Origin of the sequence: Virgibacillus sp. SK37 (assembly GCF_000725285.1) — a bacterium.
Classification (GTDB): Bacteria; Bacillota; Bacilli; order Bacillales; family Amphibacillaceae; genus Virgibacillus_Q.
The window spans coordinates 3,496,002-3,514,355 of record NZ_CP007161.1 but is presented as its reverse complement, the minus strand read 5'-3'; the positions used below and the strand labels follow the sequence as shown (position 1 = coordinate 3,514,355).

Annotated in this window: 15 protein-coding genes; 11 read left to right on the top strand and 4 right to left on the bottom strand. The window is 38.8% G+C overall.

Annotation, left to right across the window (positions count from 1 at the left end):
* Nucleotides 1–184 precede the first annotated feature (184 nt).
* Entirely contained in the window at nt 185–1,576 is a 1,392-nt protein-coding gene (locus X953_RS17230; RefSeq protein WP_040956653.1) for a sodium:alanine symporter family protein, read from the bottom strand.
* Between the two features lie 333 nt (nt 1,577–1,909).
* Between X953_RS17230 and X953_RS17225 the strand changes: the two genes are divergently transcribed.
* Entirely contained in the window at nt 1,910–3,085 is a 1,176-nt protein-coding gene (locus X953_RS17225) for a ParM/StbA family protein (protein ID WP_040956652.1), read from the top strand.
* A 9-nt stretch (nt 3,086–3,094) separates the two neighbouring features.
* Nucleotides 3,095–3,628, top strand: coding sequence for a hypothetical protein (locus X953_RS17220; protein ID WP_040956651.1), 534 nt, complete (start codon nt 3,095–3,097; stop codon nt 3,626–3,628).
* 82 nt (nt 3,629–3,710) lie between these two features.
* Here X953_RS17220 and fdhD read toward each other — a convergent pair whose 3' ends face one another.
* Complete coding sequence (gene fdhD, locus X953_RS17215) at nt 3,711–4,517, bottom strand: formate dehydrogenase accessory sulfurtransferase FdhD (protein WP_040956650.1); 807 nt, start codon at nt 4,515–4,517, stop codon at nt 3,711–3,713.
* Nucleotides 4,518–4,917: 400 nt separating this feature from the next.
* On the opposite strand from fdhD, the gene asnB reads away from it, so the two are divergent.
* The 3 genes from asnB to X953_RS17200 all read left to right on the top strand — a co-directional run bounded on the left by asnB (nt 4,918) and on the right by X953_RS17200 (nt 8,475).
* Nucleotides 4,918–6,807 (top strand): asparagine synthase (glutamine-hydrolyzing), encoded by a 1,890-nt coding sequence (gene asnB, locus X953_RS17210; RefSeq protein ID WP_040956649.1) that lies wholly within the window; start codon nt 4,918–4,920, stop codon nt 6,805–6,807.
* Nucleotides 6,808–6,871: 64 nt separating this feature from the next.
* Nucleotides 6,872–7,516: a DUF421 domain-containing protein gene (locus tag X953_RS17205; RefSeq protein ID WP_040956648.1), complete on the top strand. Its 645-nt coding sequence runs from the start codon at nt 6,872–6,874 to the stop codon at nt 7,514–7,516.
* Nucleotides 7,517–7,632: 116 nt separating this feature from the next.
* Nucleotides 7,633–8,475 carry an MBL fold metallo-hydrolase gene (locus X953_RS17200; protein ID WP_040956647.1) on the top strand — a complete coding sequence of 281 codons (843 nt, stop codon included), beginning with the start codon at nt 7,633–7,635 and terminating at the stop codon, nt 8,473–8,475.
* 986 nt (nt 8,476–9,461) lie between these two features.
* Here the strand turns inward: X953_RS17200 and X953_RS17195 are convergent.
* Nucleotides 9,462–11,051: a BCCT family transporter gene (locus X953_RS17195; protein WP_040956646.1), complete on the bottom strand. Its 1,590-nt coding sequence runs from the start codon at nt 11,049–11,051 to the stop codon at nt 9,462–9,464.
* 291 nt (nt 11,052–11,342) lie between these two features.
* On the opposite strand from X953_RS17195, the gene X953_RS17190 reads away from it, so the two are divergent.
* The 6 genes from X953_RS17190 to X953_RS17165 all read left to right on the top strand — a co-directional run bounded on the left by X953_RS17190 (nt 11,343) and on the right by X953_RS17165 (nt 16,802).
* Complete coding sequence (locus tag X953_RS17190) at nt 11,343–12,236, top strand: 3-keto-5-aminohexanoate cleavage protein (protein WP_040956645.1); 894 nt, start codon at nt 11,343–11,345, stop codon at nt 12,234–12,236.
* A gap of 5 nt (nt 12,237–12,241) precedes the next feature.
* Entirely contained in the window at nt 12,242–13,222 is a 981-nt protein-coding gene (locus X953_RS17185; RefSeq protein ID WP_040956644.1) for a 3-hydroxyacyl-CoA dehydrogenase NAD-binding domain-containing protein, read from the top strand.
* 15 nt (nt 13,223–13,237) lie between these two features.
* Nucleotides 13,238–13,714: a thioesterase family protein gene (locus tag X953_RS17180; RefSeq protein ID WP_040956643.1), complete on the top strand. Its 477-nt coding sequence runs from the start codon at nt 13,238–13,240 to the stop codon at nt 13,712–13,714.
* Nucleotides 13,715–13,923: 209 nt separating this feature from the next.
* Nucleotides 13,924–14,934, top strand: coding sequence for an ABC transporter substrate-binding protein (locus tag X953_RS17175; protein WP_040956642.1), 1,011 nt, complete (start codon nt 13,924–13,926; stop codon nt 14,932–14,934).
* A gap of 87 nt (nt 14,935–15,021) precedes the next feature.
* Nucleotides 15,022–16,005: an ABC transporter permease gene (locus tag X953_RS17170; protein WP_040956641.1), complete on the top strand. Its 984-nt coding sequence runs from the start codon at nt 15,022–15,024 to the stop codon at nt 16,003–16,005.
* A gap of 2 nt (nt 16,006–16,007) precedes the next feature.
* Complete coding sequence (locus tag X953_RS17165; protein ID WP_019376452.1) at nt 16,008–16,802, top strand: ABC transporter ATP-binding protein; 795 nt, start codon at nt 16,008–16,010, stop codon at nt 16,800–16,802.
* Nucleotides 16,803–16,919: 117 nt separating this feature from the next.
* On the opposite strand, the gene gdhA is transcribed toward X953_RS17165, so the two are convergent.
* Nucleotides 16,920–18,314: an NADP-specific glutamate dehydrogenase gene (gene gdhA, locus X953_RS17160; RefSeq protein ID WP_019376451.1), complete on the bottom strand. Its 1,395-nt coding sequence runs from the start codon at nt 18,312–18,314 to the stop codon at nt 16,920–16,922.
* Nucleotides 18,315–18,354: the final 40 nt, after the last annotated feature.

The window sequence follows — 18,354 nt, the reverse complement described above, 5'->3', positions numbered from 1 at the left end:
CCAAGATCTAAGTAAAGTACAAACTTTTCGATTTTATAACGTTGATATACATGAAAAGTTCAAGTCAATCTTCAGGCATATCCCTAGAAGGCTTAAGCAATAACCCTACATGACAAAGTCTGCCATTACGATTTATTGCTTAAGCTTGTCAGTAGTGCATAAGACTCTTGCGGTTTTGTTCTAGTTATTCATCTGTGAATAGTGTTATCTTCGGTTTACCGTCATTACCGTGATAGAAACGGAAAACATAGTCATCTGTCAGCTTTTTAACTTCTTTACTTAAAAATATCATTGGAATTACGTTAAATATCACAACAAAAGCTAACATTAAATCAAGGAACTGCCATACAAATTTTAATCCGCCGATTGCTCCAATGTAGATAGCTATTAAATATACTATTCGCATTGCTCGTGCACCATTTAAATTTGTAAGGTACTCTGCTTGTTTTTCACCAAAGAAAATCAGTATTCCTATTGTGGTGATAACGAAAAACATTAAAAATACAGCTACAAATACACCGCCAAATGTATCACCATACAAGTTGGAAAATGCTACATTAATCATATTGGAGGCGTTAGCTGCCTCTACATCCTTCCATGCACCTGTCACAAGTACAAGTAAGCCGGAAACAGTGCAAATTACGATTGTATCAATAAATACACTGAAGACTCCCCATAATGCTTGTTTAGACGGATGATCCGTTTGTGCTGCTGCGTGGGCAACTGGGCCAGTCCCCATACCAGCTTCATTAGAATATAAACCTCTCGCAATTCCCCAACGAAGAGCTTGGGCTATACCTGCACCTGCAAAGCCTCCAGCAGCAGAGATTGGAGTAAATGCACTAGTGAATATTAAGCTCAGTATATTTGGTAATTCAGCTATATTTGCAAATATAACGATGAGAGCAAGGATTAGGTAGCTTAGAACCATAAAAGGGACAAGCTTGTCAGTGACATTGGCAATGCGTTTAATTCCTCCAAATACAATAATTCCTATAATGACTGCGATGATAGCGCCAGTTATCTCAACTGGCCAGTTAAATGCACCTTGAAGTTGTGTTGTTATTGAATTGGACTGTACCATAACACTTGGTATAATTTCTAACATTAAAAATACAGCAAACAATAGAGCAACTGTATTCCAACCTAGTGCCTTTTTAATATAATATTGTGGGCCGCCAACCCATATACCTTTCTCATTTTTCTCTCTATATTTCATTCCCAAAACGATTTCTCCATAGCGTGTAGCCATTCCAATAAGAGCGACAATCCACATCCAAAATAGGGCACCGGGGCCGCCTAGAGAGATTGCTACTGGTACACCTACAATGTTTGTGGCACCTGCGGTTGAGGCGAGCGCCGAAGTAAATGCTTGAAAGGGGGTGATTGTCCCTTTATGTCTGTTCTTTTTAAATACCTGTCCAATTGTATTTTTTAGTATGTGTCCAAAATAACGGAATTGGAAAAATTTAAGTCGAAAGGTGTAAATTAATCCAGTAATGATTAGTAGAAATGATAATAAGTATGTCCACAAAAAATTTGATATGTCTGCCACAAATGCTTCAATTGCTTCCATTCCAACCCATCCTTTTCTATATTTTTGAGGTTAGTAATTACTTCCCTGAATTAATAAAATCAAATCGTTAAATATTCGTAAAAAAATAAAATGGTAAATATTTACACATTTATCATTTGTACACTTTTATGAATACATGTATACAAAAGGTAAACAAGATGAATACAAAAATGAAAACATGTAAACAAACATGTATACATACCGGTATATAAGCGTGTGCAAAATGATTGCAAGTAAACGCTAATGAAAACATGTAAACATTTGTTGATTATTACTCTGAAAACTATTAATCTAGTAATAGTAAGTACTTTATTTGGAAGGAGTTTTTTCAATATGACAAACCCTAGAATTGCAGCAGTGGATGTTGGTAATGATGCTCTTAAAGCCAACTTTGGAAAAATGGAAAATGAATTGTACATACCAAACGTCGTCGCACAGGATATGGAGGATCGACCGGTAATAGGAATAGAAGAATTAAATGACAAAGAAGTATTGGATAATATCCATATCCGAGTTCACTCCCCTGCCCTGGAAGAGAACAATGTAGTATATCGTGTAGGTAACCTGGCAACGAAAACTACTAACTCCACTGAACTAGACCCTGGGAGTAGCAAGTCAGAGGAAGACCAAACATTAATTATGTTATTTGCTTCTTTAGCTTTGGATGCAGTAGAAAGTGAAGCTTTTAAAGCAGTGAAAAATGACACCATTGATGCAAATTATATCTTGGGTACGGGGCTGCCTCTCCGTGAAGTAAAAGAAGGTAAAGATGTCGGCTACAGATCACAATTGCTGGGGTCTGTTCATCAGGTAGAATTTTTAGTTACACCTAAACATCAAGGGAAGAAAGTAAATATTAAATTTGATGAAGTAAAAGTATACCCTGAAGGATTTGCGGCATATGTAAATCTGATTATGGATAATGATCTAAAGGTAATTAATAAAGAATTAATTAATAAACAAATTCTTATTCAGGATATCGGAGGACTATCCACAGACATCGCTGTGATTAAGAATCGCAATGTAGACGATGATAAAGCGCAAGGGTTTAATTTGGGTGTATCAGAGTCTTTAGAGCAAATTCGTGAAGAGATTCGTTCCAAACACGGAGTGGAGCTTGACAGCAGACGAGATGTGGTAGATATTATCACTAGAAAGAATGATCGCCATCACATCATGGTAAAAGGAAGTAGAACCAACGTTCACGATATAACAGATCATATCCTATTAGAGCTTGCTAAGAAGGAATATCGCTTTCTACGTAATGTATGGTCAAAAAACTCTCAATCGGAAATTTGCTACTTCGTTGGTGGCGGATCGGCTGTCTTAAAGGATTATATAAAAGCGCTAAATAACAAGTTAGATGGATTCAATATTGAGTTCTTTGAAGACGAATCTGAAAGTATATGGATGATGGCAAATGCCTATTATAAACTAATTACAGATTTTGTTAATAAATCAGCAAAAAATGTGAAAAAGGAAGAAGAAACAACTGCAAAAACAAAATAGGGTGAGATCATGTCTAATAAAAGTATAGAACGCGGGCAATCAATAACCTTTCGTGTTCCTTCCGATACACCTGATTATCTTTTAAAACAATTGCAAAGACTTAAGGAGAGGGAAAGAAGAAACTTCTCGAGTGAAATTGCTCAATATGTTTTAAAAGGTGTTAACGAAACATTTTCCAGGGAAAGAGAAACAATCACCATCCCTTTGCCGAAACAATTGACAAAAGAGCAAAAAAGCTGGTTAAAGCACGAACACTCGGAAGCGTTAATTGGCACTATCTTATACCAGTTACTGAGTGATCCAATGCGTGCTTCCTCGCTTCTCGCTGCTTTAAATAGTAATACAAGCAACATTGATGAAGCATTATATTTGCAGGAATCAGCTGTGGCTGAGGAAGAGGATGAGAAACCGGAGGAATCGTTTATCGGTAATCTGGATGATATGAGTATGGACGGATTGGATCTAGACATCCATCAGGAAGAAGAGAAGGAAGAAGAAGAGGAAGATCCATTAGCTGACTTTTTCTCCAGTATGAACAGATAAAAAGAGCTGCCGTGACAGGCGTATTAATGCCTGTCATGACAGCTTTTTCTTTTTTTAAGTGGGGGATTTATCCTGGGCTCCCTTAATTGTTCTGTTTATTCGCTTCACTTATGCGGTGGGTGTTTGTGAATAAAGTCATCCTATTACCGCGAACAAAACCTGCAATAGTTATCCCCAAATCATTTGCCAATTCTAATGCCAGGTTTGTCGGGGCGGATTTGGAAATAATAATTCCTACCCCAATCTTAGAAATTTTTAATAATACTTCTGAAGATATCCTTCCACTAAAAACGATTAACTTATCCTTTAAAGGGGTATGATCCTGAAGAATAGTCCCGTATAATTTATCAAGGGCATTATGCCTGCCAATATCACTGCACATAAACAGCAATTCATCTACTGTGCATAGTGCTGCATTATGTACCCCGCCAGTTCGCTTAAAGTGCTCGGAGCGTTCCTGTAATTCCTTCATTAATTGATAGCATTGATTAGCTGATATTGAAAGATTATTTCTTATGGTTTTGGCTGTTTTTACATCGCTTTGAAAATAAAATTGTCTGCTTTTGCCGCAACAAGAACCAATAAATCGTTTTGAATAATCTTGTTGTTTGGGAGAAAACGAGCGAGTAAGCTCAATATATGCAAAGCCTTGTTCTTCATCTATCGAATGAGAGGAAATCTCGTCGAAAGAACGGATGACACCTTCTGCCGCAAGGAACCCGATAACCAAGCTTTCTAAATTAGATGGAGAACATACCATTGTTGCAAATTCTTCACCATTTATCATGACGGTTAATGGGAATTCCTCCGCTACTTCTGTCTCTTCTACTGAAGTGAGGTTACCATCAAATCGGATAACTTCCCAGTCATTTTGGTTAGTATCATTCAACCTTCTTCCCTCCATTGTATTCACTTTTACTACTAAAATGTACCTATAATAGAATGAAAGTATTAATTTTGGATTTTATTATCATCAAAAGCTATGTGCAAATCTAGTAGTTTAGCTAATAGTATACATCAGATAAATACATCAGAAAACTATATGAATTTTTTTGAAAATATTCCCTTTTTTTATGGTATTTATAGTAAAATAGTATTAAGAAATAATAGGCTCTAATTGAAGAACTTTTTTATGCTAGAAGATTGTATCTAATTTGAAAAATTAAATAGTAGCCAGAAGAAAAGTGTCGAAATTAATGATTCGATGAACTGATACAAAGCGAGATATTACTGAGTAAGGATGTACAACTAAAATTAATTATATAGGGCAAGTAATAGGGGGAGAAATTATGTGTGGATTTGTTGGTGTGCTACTTTCAGAAGAAAAGACTTTTAATGAGGAACATCTCACTAATATTAAAGCAAGTAATAATTTAATAAAGCACCGGGGACCGGATGAAGAAGGGTATTTTCATGATTCTCATATAGGTTTAGCCTTTCGGCGCTTGCAAATTATAGATTTGAACGCTGGTTCCCAACCTTTTTACTTTGGGGAGAATCGCTATACGCTTGTGTTCAATGGAGAAATATATAATCATTTGGAGTTGCGGGAAGATTTAGAGATGGAGGGATATTTATTTAATACAAGATCTGATACAGAAGTTGTAGCAAAGTTATTTCAGAGTATTGGAGTTAAAGCCTTTTCTAAGCTTCGCGGCATGTTCTCAATAATAATATGGGATTCAGAGGAAAGGACGCTGTATGGAGCGCGGGACCATTTTGGTATTAAACCACTATATTACTGTGAAAGTGACTGTGAGTTTACGTTTGCTTCGGAAAGAAAATGTATTACCTACTTAAATCAGCTGAATGTTCTAGATACCGTTGCTATTCAGCATTACCTTTCTTTTCAGTATGTACCTAACCCACTCACATTAACAGAAGGGGTATGTACCTTAGAGCCAGGGAACTATTTTATTAAAGAGTGGAGAGAACCGTTAGAAACATATTCTTATTTCAAGCCTGTATTCAATCCGGTTTTGAGCAGTGAAAAACAAGTCATTCACCAGATTAAAGATGTTTTGTCGGAATCTGTGCACAAACATATGCAGAGTGATGTACCGTTAGGCGCATTTCTCTCCGGTGGAATCGATTCAACGTTTATTGTAGCATTAGCTAAAGAATTAAACCCCAAAATTAAAACGTTTTCAGTTGGTTTTGCTAGAGATGGTTACTCAGAAATTGATGTTGCAAAGGAGACGGCAGCGAAACTTAATGTAGAAAATATCTCTAGTTTAATTACACCACAGGAATTTATTAATGCCCTCCCCAAAATTATGTGGCATATGGATGATCCATTAGCAGATCCAGCAAGTATTCCTCTTTACTTTTTAGCACAAAAGGCTAAGGAGGATGTAACCGTCGTGCTATCTGGCGAAGGAGCTGATGAGTTATTTGGGGGGTATGAAATATACAGGGAAGCAGAGTCACTAAAATATTTTAAATACCTACCTTCCGCCCTTAGTAAAAAGATCTATCAGCTGTCATGTATACTACCAGAAGGTATGAAAGGGAAAAGCTTTCTTCAGCGAGGTACTACACCGTTGCGCCACAGATATATTGGTAATGCTAAGATATTTGAGGAACACGAAAAGAGCCAGTTGTTTAGACAGTATAATTCTAATCACTCCTATAGAACATGGACAGAGCCATTGTATGAACAGGTTAAAGAAAGTCATCCTACTCAACAAATGCAGTTTATTGATATGCATACATGGCTAATAGGAGATATACTTTTAAAAGCCGACAAAATGTCAATGGCCCATGCATTAGAAGTAAGAGTTCCATTCTTAGATAAAGAAGTTTTCCAATTAGCAAGTAAAATTCCGGTAGAACAAAAGATTGCAGAAGGTACTACGAAATCAATTTTGAGAAAAGCTGCAAAGGGAATTGTACCAGAACATGTAATAAACCGGAAAAAGCTTGGTTTTCCTGTCCCTATAAGACATTGGTTAAGAGACGAACTATACGAATGGGCTAAAAATCTAATAAGGGAAAGCCAGACAGAGCATATATTTGATAAAAACGTTATTTTCTCTTTATTAGAAGATCATGCTCAAAAGAAAGGTGACTATTCCAGGAAGTTATGGACTGTTCTATCATTTATGGTATGGCATGGTGTCTATATGGAACAGAGTGAACCTAGTAGTGTACGTCTCCTTGAACACCAAATCATATAGTGAATAAGATTGAACAAGTATGACAAACTAAGTCAAAATGCTTGTGAAATGGGGTTTTTTCACGATGGAATTTGACTGGATTTGGAAAGCAATTATTATTGTCGTCGGTGGTACCGCTTTGCTTCGCATTGCAGGGAGAAAGTCAATTTCACAAATGACCTTGGCCCAAACCGTGATTATGATTGGGATTGGCTCCTTACTAATCCAACCGGTTGCTGGTAAAAATATATGGGTAACCTTAGGTGTTGGAGGCGTTCTAGTATTGACGTTAATTTTAATGGAGTCTGTTCAGATAAAGGGTGACTTTTTTGAGAATTTAATTTCCGGAAAATCCAAGGTTATCATAGAAAATGGGACGTTGAATGAAAAAAATTTAAAGAAAATGAGATTGACGATTGATCAGCTGGAAACGAACCTGAGACAAAAAAATGTTACAAACATCAAGGATGTTCAATGGGCTACTTTGGAACCCAATGGACAAGTTGGATATACACTAAAGCCATCAGCTCAGCCAGCTACTAAACAAGATTTGCTGCAATTGAAAGAGGATTTACAGATGAAGCTTGACCAAATTGCCTTACAAAGCAACAATCAATTTGTACAGAATTTACAACAAGATGCTCTCGTGAACAAGGAGAGCGATAATAATTTATTTGCTGAAGTAAAACACAAGGAACACACACAACCCCCACCAGAACATTTACAGTAATGGTGGGTTTTTTTGTTTCCTCTTGAGGTATTTGCATTAAAAAACTAGCAAATACATGTGTTTAATTAATAAATGTTAGGGGAAAAAATGAGTAAAAGCTACATGGAGGTGTAGACATGGTTAATAATCCATATGAAAATAAAGTGATGCCCATGACTTCTGTGGGGAATGGTAATGTTCGCCTTTTAGCTAATGATGTTCATTGTTACACGAACCAGGTCGTTAATTTATGCTTTGTTGGCAGTAAAGAGCATTGGGTGCTAGTAGATGCTGGAATGCCAAGATCAGCAGATGAAATAGAAAAAGAAGCAGAAAAACTATTCGGGGAAAACAGCAAACCTGAAGCGATTATTTTAACACATGGCCATTTTGACCACGTGGGTTCAGCTGCAGAGCTACTGAGAAGGTGGGATGTGCCAGTATATGCCCACCCACTGGAAATACCTTATATTACGAACGAAACCAGTTATTTGGAGCCCGACCCAACTGTGGCAGGGGGGTTAGTAGCCAAGTTATCGAAATACTTTCCAAATGAACCGATAGATTTAAGTGGTTATGTTCATGAGTTGCCTGTTGATGGGACAGTCCCTCATATGCCTGGTTGGAAATGGTATCATACACCAGGACATACACCAGGACATGTTTCTCTATTTCGTGAATCTGACAATACCTTGATAGCTGGAGATGCTTTTACGACGGTTAAACAAGATGAAATGTTTGAGGTGGTTAAACAAGAAAAAGAGATAAATGGACCACCAAGATATTTCACTCCCGATTGGGAAGCTGCTGAGGATTCTGTAAAGAAGTTGGCTTCGTTACATCCCCTTCATGCAGTTACAGGTCATGGCATCCCGATGTTAGGAGATGAGCTTCAGCAAGAATTAGATAAATTAACACGTAACTTTCAGGAAATAGCAGTACCGGAGCATGGCAAGTATGTGAGAAAAAAAGAAGATTAATTTCGCAAGATAGCTCGTCATGAACCAATGAGTCCATTGCAAAAGTTGGGATACAAACTTTATCTGTACATGCATAGTAGAAGTAAAATGCGAACTAACTAAAAATATAGAGGCTGCTTAAACCACCGCTACGGGGAAATATTCCGCTTTCCGTGGGGGGCTGATGAGCCTCCTCACGCTGTGGGCTGCGGGGTCTCATCGACGCCTCTCCTCCCACAGGAGTCTCCATATTTCCCCTTCGCTAAAGACTGTATTCTAACTCTCTAAAATAGAAGAGCCATTCCAATTGATTGGAATGGAAGATGGCAATCTAAGAACGCCGCGTCCTGGGACTGCGCTAACTCGTCCCACCAACCCCTCTGTGGCAACGATTGCATGACCAACGTCCTGTTGGCCCCCGACTCCTGCCGGAATAGCATGAGCTGAAGACACTAAACGGAGCGTAGCGGAGGAAGCGGCTGAAGCCATGCCGGGCGGCAAAGAAGACACTGTGAGGCAACGAACAGATGTCGCGCTTGTACCCGGAGGTGTGAAAGCGTCCCCCTGTAGCGGAAATCAATTTGTATCTATTTTAAACCATAAATAGCGGGTTAATATCTAACCACTTTACCAGTGAAGGAAAAACACGAAGACTCCTGTGGGAAAAGCAACTGCTGAAGATCCCGCAGGAAGTGGTTTTCTTCCGAGGAAGCTGAAGCGTTGCCCACGGAAAGCGAAGTGGTTTTCTTCCGAGGAAGCTGAAGCGTTGCCCACGGAAAGCGAAGTGTTTTTTCCGCAACGGCCGCTTAGAGTACTATCAAGTTACTTCGCAGTTTATCTATATTGCGAATCATTGAATAACCCCAAAATATATATTAGAACGAATAAATAAAGGTAAGAGAGTGGTCCATGTTTTAAGTACATGAATCACTCTCTTATTTAATGTCACGTTTTAATTTAGTAAGCTGTTCCGTGCATGTTTCTCTCAAAAGTCAATATAGAATCTGTTACTTCTCTTTTTTCTGTTTATCTAAAATTTCTTTTCGATTAATGTGAATAGTTGGTGATCGGTAGTCTTTCGATGCTCGAATATCACTACTTGAGGCTCTCATGAACGACCATGCAAGTAGGAACATGATGAAAATAACTGGGAATCCTGCCACGATACTCGCTGTTTGCAAAACTTCCAAATCACCAATAAACATAAGAACCAATGGTAACAAACATAGCGTAAATGCCCAAAAAAGGCGGTTCCACTTCAACGGTTCGGATTGGACAGTTTTTTGTACAACAGATGCTAATATATAGGAAGAGGAATCAAAAGTAGTCGCTAGAAATACGATAGCAAGTACGGTAAATATCCCAACAATGAGAGAAGACATCGGTAACTGGTGTAAGATAGCAATAATGGCTGCTGGTGCTCCAAACTCATTCATGAATCCAATAACATCAAATGCCCCTGAAAGTTGAAGGTATAGACCGAAGTTACCCATAATACCAAAGAAGAGTAAAGACCCGATTGTACCGTAAATCATTGTCCCGAGAATCATTTCCTTTATTGTTCTACCTCTAGAAATACGTGCGACGAATAGCCCGACAAATGGAGCATAAACGACCCACCATGCCCAGTAAAATACAGTCCAAGATTCAGGGAATTTAGTTTCCGTAAACCCACCCATATTACGGAAGGGCTCCAGCCAGGTGGCCATACTGAAGAAGTTATCCAATATAAGACCAATGCTTGTAAAAGTAGTCTCACTGATAAAAACTGTAGGACCCAAAACGAAAATAAATGCTAAAATGAAAATAGCCAGCCACAGGTTAACATCACTTAAAACCTTAATTCCTCTGCTTAGTCCCGAATATGCACTGATAGCAAATATAACGGTACATACCAGCATAATAACGGCTTTTAGTCCAAGAGTGACGGGGATTCCAGTAAGGTCATGAATACCTTCAGCAATCATCGGAGTACCAAGTGCCAATGTTGTTCCAGCACCACCCATCAGTCCAAACATGAATAAAACATCAATTACAACACCGAGAGGAGTATCAACCAGATTACCTAATACGGGGCGTACAGCTTCACTGATTTTTAGAACAGGTTTTTTCCTGACATAGTAGAAGTAGGCGATAGGTAGGGCGGGTAAAGTATAGATGGCCCAAGCGATAGGTCCCCAATGAAAAATCCCATAAGCAGAAGCCCAAGAAATCGCTTCTTTTGATTCTGGATTCAGCCCAAAAGGAGGCCCTTGATAATAGTAAGCCCATTCTATCATTCCCCAATACAATATACTCGAGCCAATACCTGCGGCAAATAACATAGCAGCCCAAGAAAAAGTCCCAAATTCCTTTTTCTCTTCCCGATTACCTAACTTTATTTGTCCATTCTTACTAAATGCAACAAAGATAAGGAATACAAATGCTAATAAGCCCAACAACAGATAAAGTATTCCAAAGTTTCCCGTCATAAACTTATTTGCTTCATTAACAACCTGTGCTCCTGCCTCTGGAAAAATAATTAGAGGTATAGAAACAGCAAGTAATAAAATTAAGGCACTTATAAATGTTGGCCAATCAATTAATCTTGCTTTCATAATTAAACATCCTTTCTATTTTCCGAACATTTGCTTTTTCAGATTAACAAACATAAGGGAATTAGACAACGTCTGGTAAGCACCGTAAACTTTGTGAAATATTTATTGTATAAAGTTTACGTTGATATTACGCTAAAATTCTCTTATATACTCTTAAATACTATAAGAAATGGTGTTTTTAAATAATCTTTACTTATAGTATGGTTAATTCATAATAGAAAAATAAATAATTTCTATACTAATTTAATAACAACTAATACAATATTTAATCTGAATTTTAGGAGGAGAAATATGAATAGAAATGTAATCTTGTCATGTGCTGTAACAGGAGCAGGAGAAACGACGGAAAAGAGCCCTCATGTCCCGGTAACACCGAAGGAAATTGCAGATTCTGCAATAAAAGCTGCTAAAGCTGGAGCTACAATCGCCCATGTGCATGTACGCGACCCTGAAACTGGAAAACTAAGTCATGACGTTAAGCTTTTTCAGGAAGTTGTAGAGCGAATTCGTGAAGCTGACACAGACGTAATTATTAATGTTACTGCAGGTGGTGGTGGAGACTGGATTCCGAGTGAAACAAATCCTGCTACAGGTGCAGAGGGAACAGACATGCAAACACCTGAGGAACGTCATGAGCCTGTTGGCTTATTATTACCTGAAATCTGCACATTAGACTGTGGAAGTGTTAACTTTGGAGATCAGGTGTATATTAGTCCTACAGATTGGCTACGTAAACAAGCAAAACTTATTAAAGACAGCGGTGTAAAGCCAGAGTTGGAATGTTTTGACACCGGTCATATTCGATTTGCCAATCAATTGGTAAAAGAAGGTCTTATCGAGGGTGATCCAATGTTTCAGTTTTGTCTAGGGATTCCATGGGGAGCAGATGCCGATGCAGAAACATTAGCCTACATGCGGACTCGTATTTCTGAAAGGGCAACATGGGCTGCTTTCGGTATTGGCCGCATGCAAATGCCTATGGTTGCTGAATCAGTTCTTCAAGGTGGTAATGTGCGAGTTGGCTTGGAGGATAACCTTTATCTGAAGAAAGGTACCTTAGCAACAAATGAACAATTGGTAGACAAAGCAGTAGGTATCATTCAGAGCTTGGGAGCCGATGTTATGTCACCAGCGGAAGCAAGAAGCTTTTTAAATCTGCGTAACCCGAATGGAAAGGCGGAATAAGTAGAATGTCAGCAGAGAATTTGAACAAACAGCAAATAAAACATATTACAGTTGTCGGTACTGGTGTAATTGGTAACGGATGGATTACAAGGTTCTTGGCAAACGGTTTTACAGTTACAGCAAGTGACCCTGATCCAAGTGCTGAGCAACGCACACGAGAAGCTGTTGCTCATGCATGGCCATATATGGAAAAAATGGGGTTGGCTGAGGGTGCTTCCAAGAACAATTTATTTTTTGAGCCAGACTTAACGAAAGCTGTTTCTGAAGCTGATTTCATACAGGAAAATGTACCTGAACGTGAAGAATTAAAGCGAAAGGTCATTGCAGAGATTGATAAACATGCTCCAGAAGCAACGATTATTGGTTCAAGTACTTCAGGGATTTTGCCAAGTACTTTACAGGCGGATTGTGCAAACCATCCGGAACGTGTCATGGTAGCACACCCTTTTAACCCAGTATATTTGATGCCTTTAGTTGAACTTGTAGGTGGAAAAAAGACATCTGATATTAACCTTAATAAGGCAAGAGAGTTTTATGCGTCGATGAAAATGAAGCCGCTTATTGTTCAACAAGAAATTGAAGGACATATTGCAGACCGTTTGATGGAAGCAATTTGGAGAGAAGCGTTACACATTGTAAATGATGGCGTAGCTACTACAGAAGAAGTGGATGCCTCTATTGTATACGGACCTGGCTTGAGATGGGCATTAATGGGCCCATTCCTAACCTTGCATATGGGTGGTGGCAAGCAAGGAATGCGCCATCTCTTGGAACAATTTGGTCCTGCACTTAAGCTTCCGTGGACAAAATTAGAAGCACCTGAACTTACCGATGAACTCGCTGAGAAGGTTATTACCGGCTGTGAAAACCAAACAGAAGGTGTTTCTATGGAACAACTGGAAGAACGCAGAGATGAATTCTTAGTCGAATTACAAGAACTCTTGGAAAAGTACTGGCCGGCAGCTACAATGAATGGAAAGCTATAGATTGGGGACGATCAAATGACAAAGTCTAAAGTAATCCTTGAAGATAAGGTTCGTGAGGAATGGATTGATTACAATGGTCATATGAACGATGCGGAGTATGTACGTGTGTTCAGTTGGGGCGTAGACCGGTTCATGAAATTAGTTGGGATCGATGATACGTTTCGCAAAGAGAATAATTATACGATTTTCACCATGGAAACACATGTATGTTATTTAGCAGAAATGAGCTTGAATGAACAGCTAGAGGTACATCTGAAAATAATTGATTATGATGCAAAGCGTGTCCATGTGTTTTTTGAATTATACGGAGCTGACGGTAAACGTGCTGCTACTTCAGAACAAATGTTGATGGGCATTGACCAGACAACAGGAAAGGCTTCCCCATTCCCTGAAGATGTGTTTAAGCAGGTGGAAGAACTTGCGGTAAATCATACACCTGACGAAAATCCGAAAGAAGTAGGAAGAGTTATTGGTATTAAACGAAAAAAATAAGCACTAGCAAAAGAAGAGGCCGTTTTGTGGCCTCTTCTTTTTATGATGCACTATAATTTCCTCACTACTTATTTCTACTCACTTACCGCCATCAATAGCTTTTATTATTTTTCAAGATTTTTTAGAAAACTATATTAATTTTGATAAATATATGATATAATCACGCTTAACATTTTCAATACTTTAGCACATAACAGGGGGAAAGCAAATTGAAGAAAGTAATTGGTTTAGCAATGTTAATTGCAATGGTACTATTATCAGCTTGTGGATCAAATAATGCTGCTGGCTCGGAAGGAGATAAAGAAAAAAGTGAAGATGCAGCAAAGAAAGAAACATACACAATAGGAGCCAGCCAAATCGTAGAGCATCCATCACTGGACGCAGCATACGAAGGGTTTCAGGCTGCTTTAAGGGAAGCTGGATTGGATGTTGAATATGATTTTCAAAGTGCGCAAGGTGACCAAAATAATGTGAAACCAATTTCAGATAATTTTGTTGCTGATCAGGTTGATCTTATCTTTGCAAATTCCACACCAAGTGCCTTAGGAGCATTGCAAGCAACGAAAGATATCCCAATTGTATTTACCTCGGTAACCGATGCAGTCGATGCAGGATTGGTTTCTTCCATGGATGAGCCTGGGGAGAATATTACGGGGGTTGTTGATCTGCACCCAGAACAAATTGATCAAACAATCGAATTTTTAAATAAAAACTTCGCTGGTGCAACAATAGGAATGTTATATAATGCTGGAGAACAGAATTCTGTTACCCAAATCGAGGCTGTTCGTAAAGCAGCAGAGGGTACAGATCTAAAAATAGAAGAGCGTACTGTAGCAAATTCTGCTGAGGTTCAACAGGCCGCTAATTCACTTGTTAGTGACATTGATGTATTTTATATCATTACTGATAATACAGTAGTATCTGCATTGGACAGTGTGGTAGGAGTTGCAAATGAACAGGATATCCCACTTATTGTTGGTGAACCGGATTCCTTAGCAAAAGGTGGCTTTGTCACTTTTGGTATTGACTATCATACAATAGGTTACCGGACAGGTGAAATGGCGGCACAAATTTTGCAGGGTGAAAAGAAACCAAGCGATTTCCCTGTTGAATATCCGCCTGAAATACAACTGTTTATTAATAAACAAGCAGCAGAAGAACAAAACGTAGAATGGAATGACGAATGGGATAACACAGCCCAATTTGTTGAAAATGAGTAGGATAATAACCATAACAGAGCCAGGAGACAACCTGGCTCTTCCTTGCACCAAATACACATATCAAATACGGAAGGAAGGGGATATACGATGCTAATAGCTATGTTTGGTGCAGTAGAATCAGGAATCATTTATGCAATAATGGCATTGGGAGTTTATTTAACCTTTCGTATTTTAGATTTCCCGGATTTAACTGTAGATGGCAGTTTCGTTACCGGAGGTGCCGTCGCAGCAATCTCAATTATTAACGGAGTCCCACCGGTTATAGCTACTATATTTGCAATTGGAGCAGGTTTTCTTGCAGGATGTATTACCGGTTTATTGCATACAAAGGGTAAAATTAACGCCCTGCTTGCAGGGATTCTCATGATGACTGCACTCTATTCCATTAATTTAAGGATCATGGATACGCCTACTCTATCGCTATTAAATGAAACAACCATTTTCACCCAACTGCAAACGATTTGGGGTAATACCGGTGTTGATCAGGCCTTAAATGGTTTATTAACAGCGATGGGTGCGGATCGATTGCCAAGCACGTGGGCCTTTTTACTCGTTATGCTAGTAATTACAATCACTATAAAATTAGTAACTGATTTTTACCTTAAGACAGAAATTGGTTTAGCACTAAGAGCGATTGGTGACAACAAACGTATGATTCGCAGCTTATCAGCAAATACAGATAATCTGACAATCATTGGTGTAGGAATTTCCAATGGATTGGTAGCTCTTGCTGGTGCTTTAATTGCTCAACTTGGAGGCTTTGCAGATGTTGGAATGGGGATAGGTATGATTGTAATAGGGCTCGCCTCCGTAATTATTGGTGAAGCATTATTTGGCACCAAAACCGTTGCCAGAGCGACTATTGCGGTAATCGGAGGAGCTATTATATATCGTATGATCGTTACAGTTGCTCTGCGTTTTGACTTTGTAGAAACAGGAGATATGAAGCTAATGACTGCTCTTATAGTAATAGCAGCATTAATTACACCTAAAATAGTACACGCGCGAAAAGAAAAGCAGCGTCGTTTACAGAAACGAGCACAACTTCATCAACATGCAAAGGGGGCGTAACTATGTTGGATTTAAAAGATATTTCCATTACCTTCAATGAAGGTACTCCAGACGAGAAGAAGGCATTGACAGATATAAACCTCAATCTTAAAAAGGGAGATTTTGTTACTATAATTGGAAGCAATGGGGCAGGAAAATCAACCTTGATGAATACTATCTCCGGTAATCTATACCCTGATGTTGGAGATGTGTTAATCAATGGACGACAGGTTGTCCATTTACCGGAATACAAACGTTCGGCCTTTATCGGACGTGTATTTCAAGATCCAATGGCAGGTACAGCCCCCTCGATGACAATTGAAGAAAATTTGGCAATGGCCTATGCGCGTAATAAAAAAAGAAAGCTTGTATTTGGTGTAACTAAAAAAAGGAAAGAGATGTTCAGAGACCAATTAAAGACACTGAACCTTGGTCTGGAAAACAGATTGAATGCGAAAGTAGGTTTTTTATCAGGTGGAGAAAGGCAGGCATTATCTCTTTTAATGACCACTTTTACTGACCCGGATATTTTGTTGTTAGATGAACATACAGCTGCTTTAGATCCCTCACGTGCAGCGTTAATAACAGAGCTTACAAAAGAGGTTGTCGCCAATTCAGGACTTACTACGCTGATGGTTACACATAATATGCAGCAAGCCTTGGATTTAGGTAATCGTTTGGTAATGATGGATAAAGGTCAAATTATTTTTGAAGTAAGCGGAAAGGCGAAGCGTGGTTTAAGGGTGGAAGATTTATTACGCGAGTTCCAGCGTATAAGAGGTGAGCAATTCGAAAGTGATCGAGCGGTTCTGGGTTAATGGCTATTATAAGTCGTGGAAAAATATTAACATATATTTTAAAGCAGATTTATCGGACTTAGTTATATTCCATAATAAAAGTGCTTACCACTCGGGTAAGCACTTTTTTAAACTAATTTATACGACACCTTGTTCAATCATAGCATTTGCAACCTTTTCAAATCCGGCAATATCTGATCCGATAACTAAGTTGCCGGGATAGCCATATTCTTCGGCTGCTGCCACACAATTTTGGTATATGTTTTGCATGATTTCTTGTAATTTCATATCTACTTCTTCAAATGTCCATGACATTCTCATACTATTCTGAGCCATCTCGAGAGAAGAAACAGCTACTCCTCCTGCATTAGCTGCTTTTGCAGGTCCGAATAAAATATCGTTCTCAAGGAATAAATCAATTGCTTCAGTTGTGGAAGGCATGTTAGCCCCCTCTGCAACGGCTTTAACACCATTAGCAATTAATAATTTTGCATCAGCTTCGTCGATCTCATTCTGTGTTGCGCACGGAAGAGCAATATCACAAGGCACAGTCCAAATCTTAGAACAATCATCTACAAATTCAGCGTTAGGATGAATTGCAACATAATCGGCAATTCGTCCACTCTCCACCTCTTTAATCTGCTTCACTGTATCCAGATTAATTCCATTCGGATCGTAAATATATCCACTGGAATCACTGCAAGCAACAACATTTGCACCGAATTCTAATGCTTTTTCCATTGCATAAATAGACACATTACCAGATCCTGAAACGACAACTGTACTATCTTGAAGAGTCAGGTTCGCACTATTCAGCATTTCTTTTACAAAATAAATGGTGCCGTAACCGGTCGCTTCTTTTCTGGCAAGACTGCCGCCATAATTTAATCCCTTCCCTGTTAGTACTCCAGCTTCAAAAGTCCCGCGGATTTTCTTATACTGGCCAAACATATAACCAATTTCTCTAGCGCCAACGCCAATGTCTCCAGCCGGGATATCAACATCAGGTCCGATATACTTCGCAAGCTCGGTCATGAAACTGCGGCAGAAGCGCATAATTTCATTATCTGATTTTCCTTTTGGATCAAAATCAGCTCCACCTTTACCTCCACCTATAGGCTGACCGGTTAGTGAGTTTTTAAAAATTTGCTCCAGACCTAGGAATTTCACAATACTTAAATTGACCGATGGGTGAAAACGAAGCCCACCTTTATAAGGGCCCAGCGCACTATTGAATTGAACACGAAAACCACGATTTACATGGACTTTCCCATTGTCATCAACCCATGGGACACGGAAGGTAATTACGCGCTCAGGTTCAACTAGTTGTTCCAAAATGCCTTTTTCAATATAGATAGGGTTTTTAATGAGGACAGGGGAGAGGGATTGGAAGATCAATTCAACTGCCTGGTGAAACTCACCCTCATTGGGATTTCGCTCAAGAACACGCTTATAAAGTCCTTCTAAGTAATTTTCTACATTCTCTACGCTTGATTTATCATCTGAAACCTTTTTCTCTTTAATTAGACTCATAAAGGCATCAACAACCTCCTTCAAATTATCGCTAAGAAAA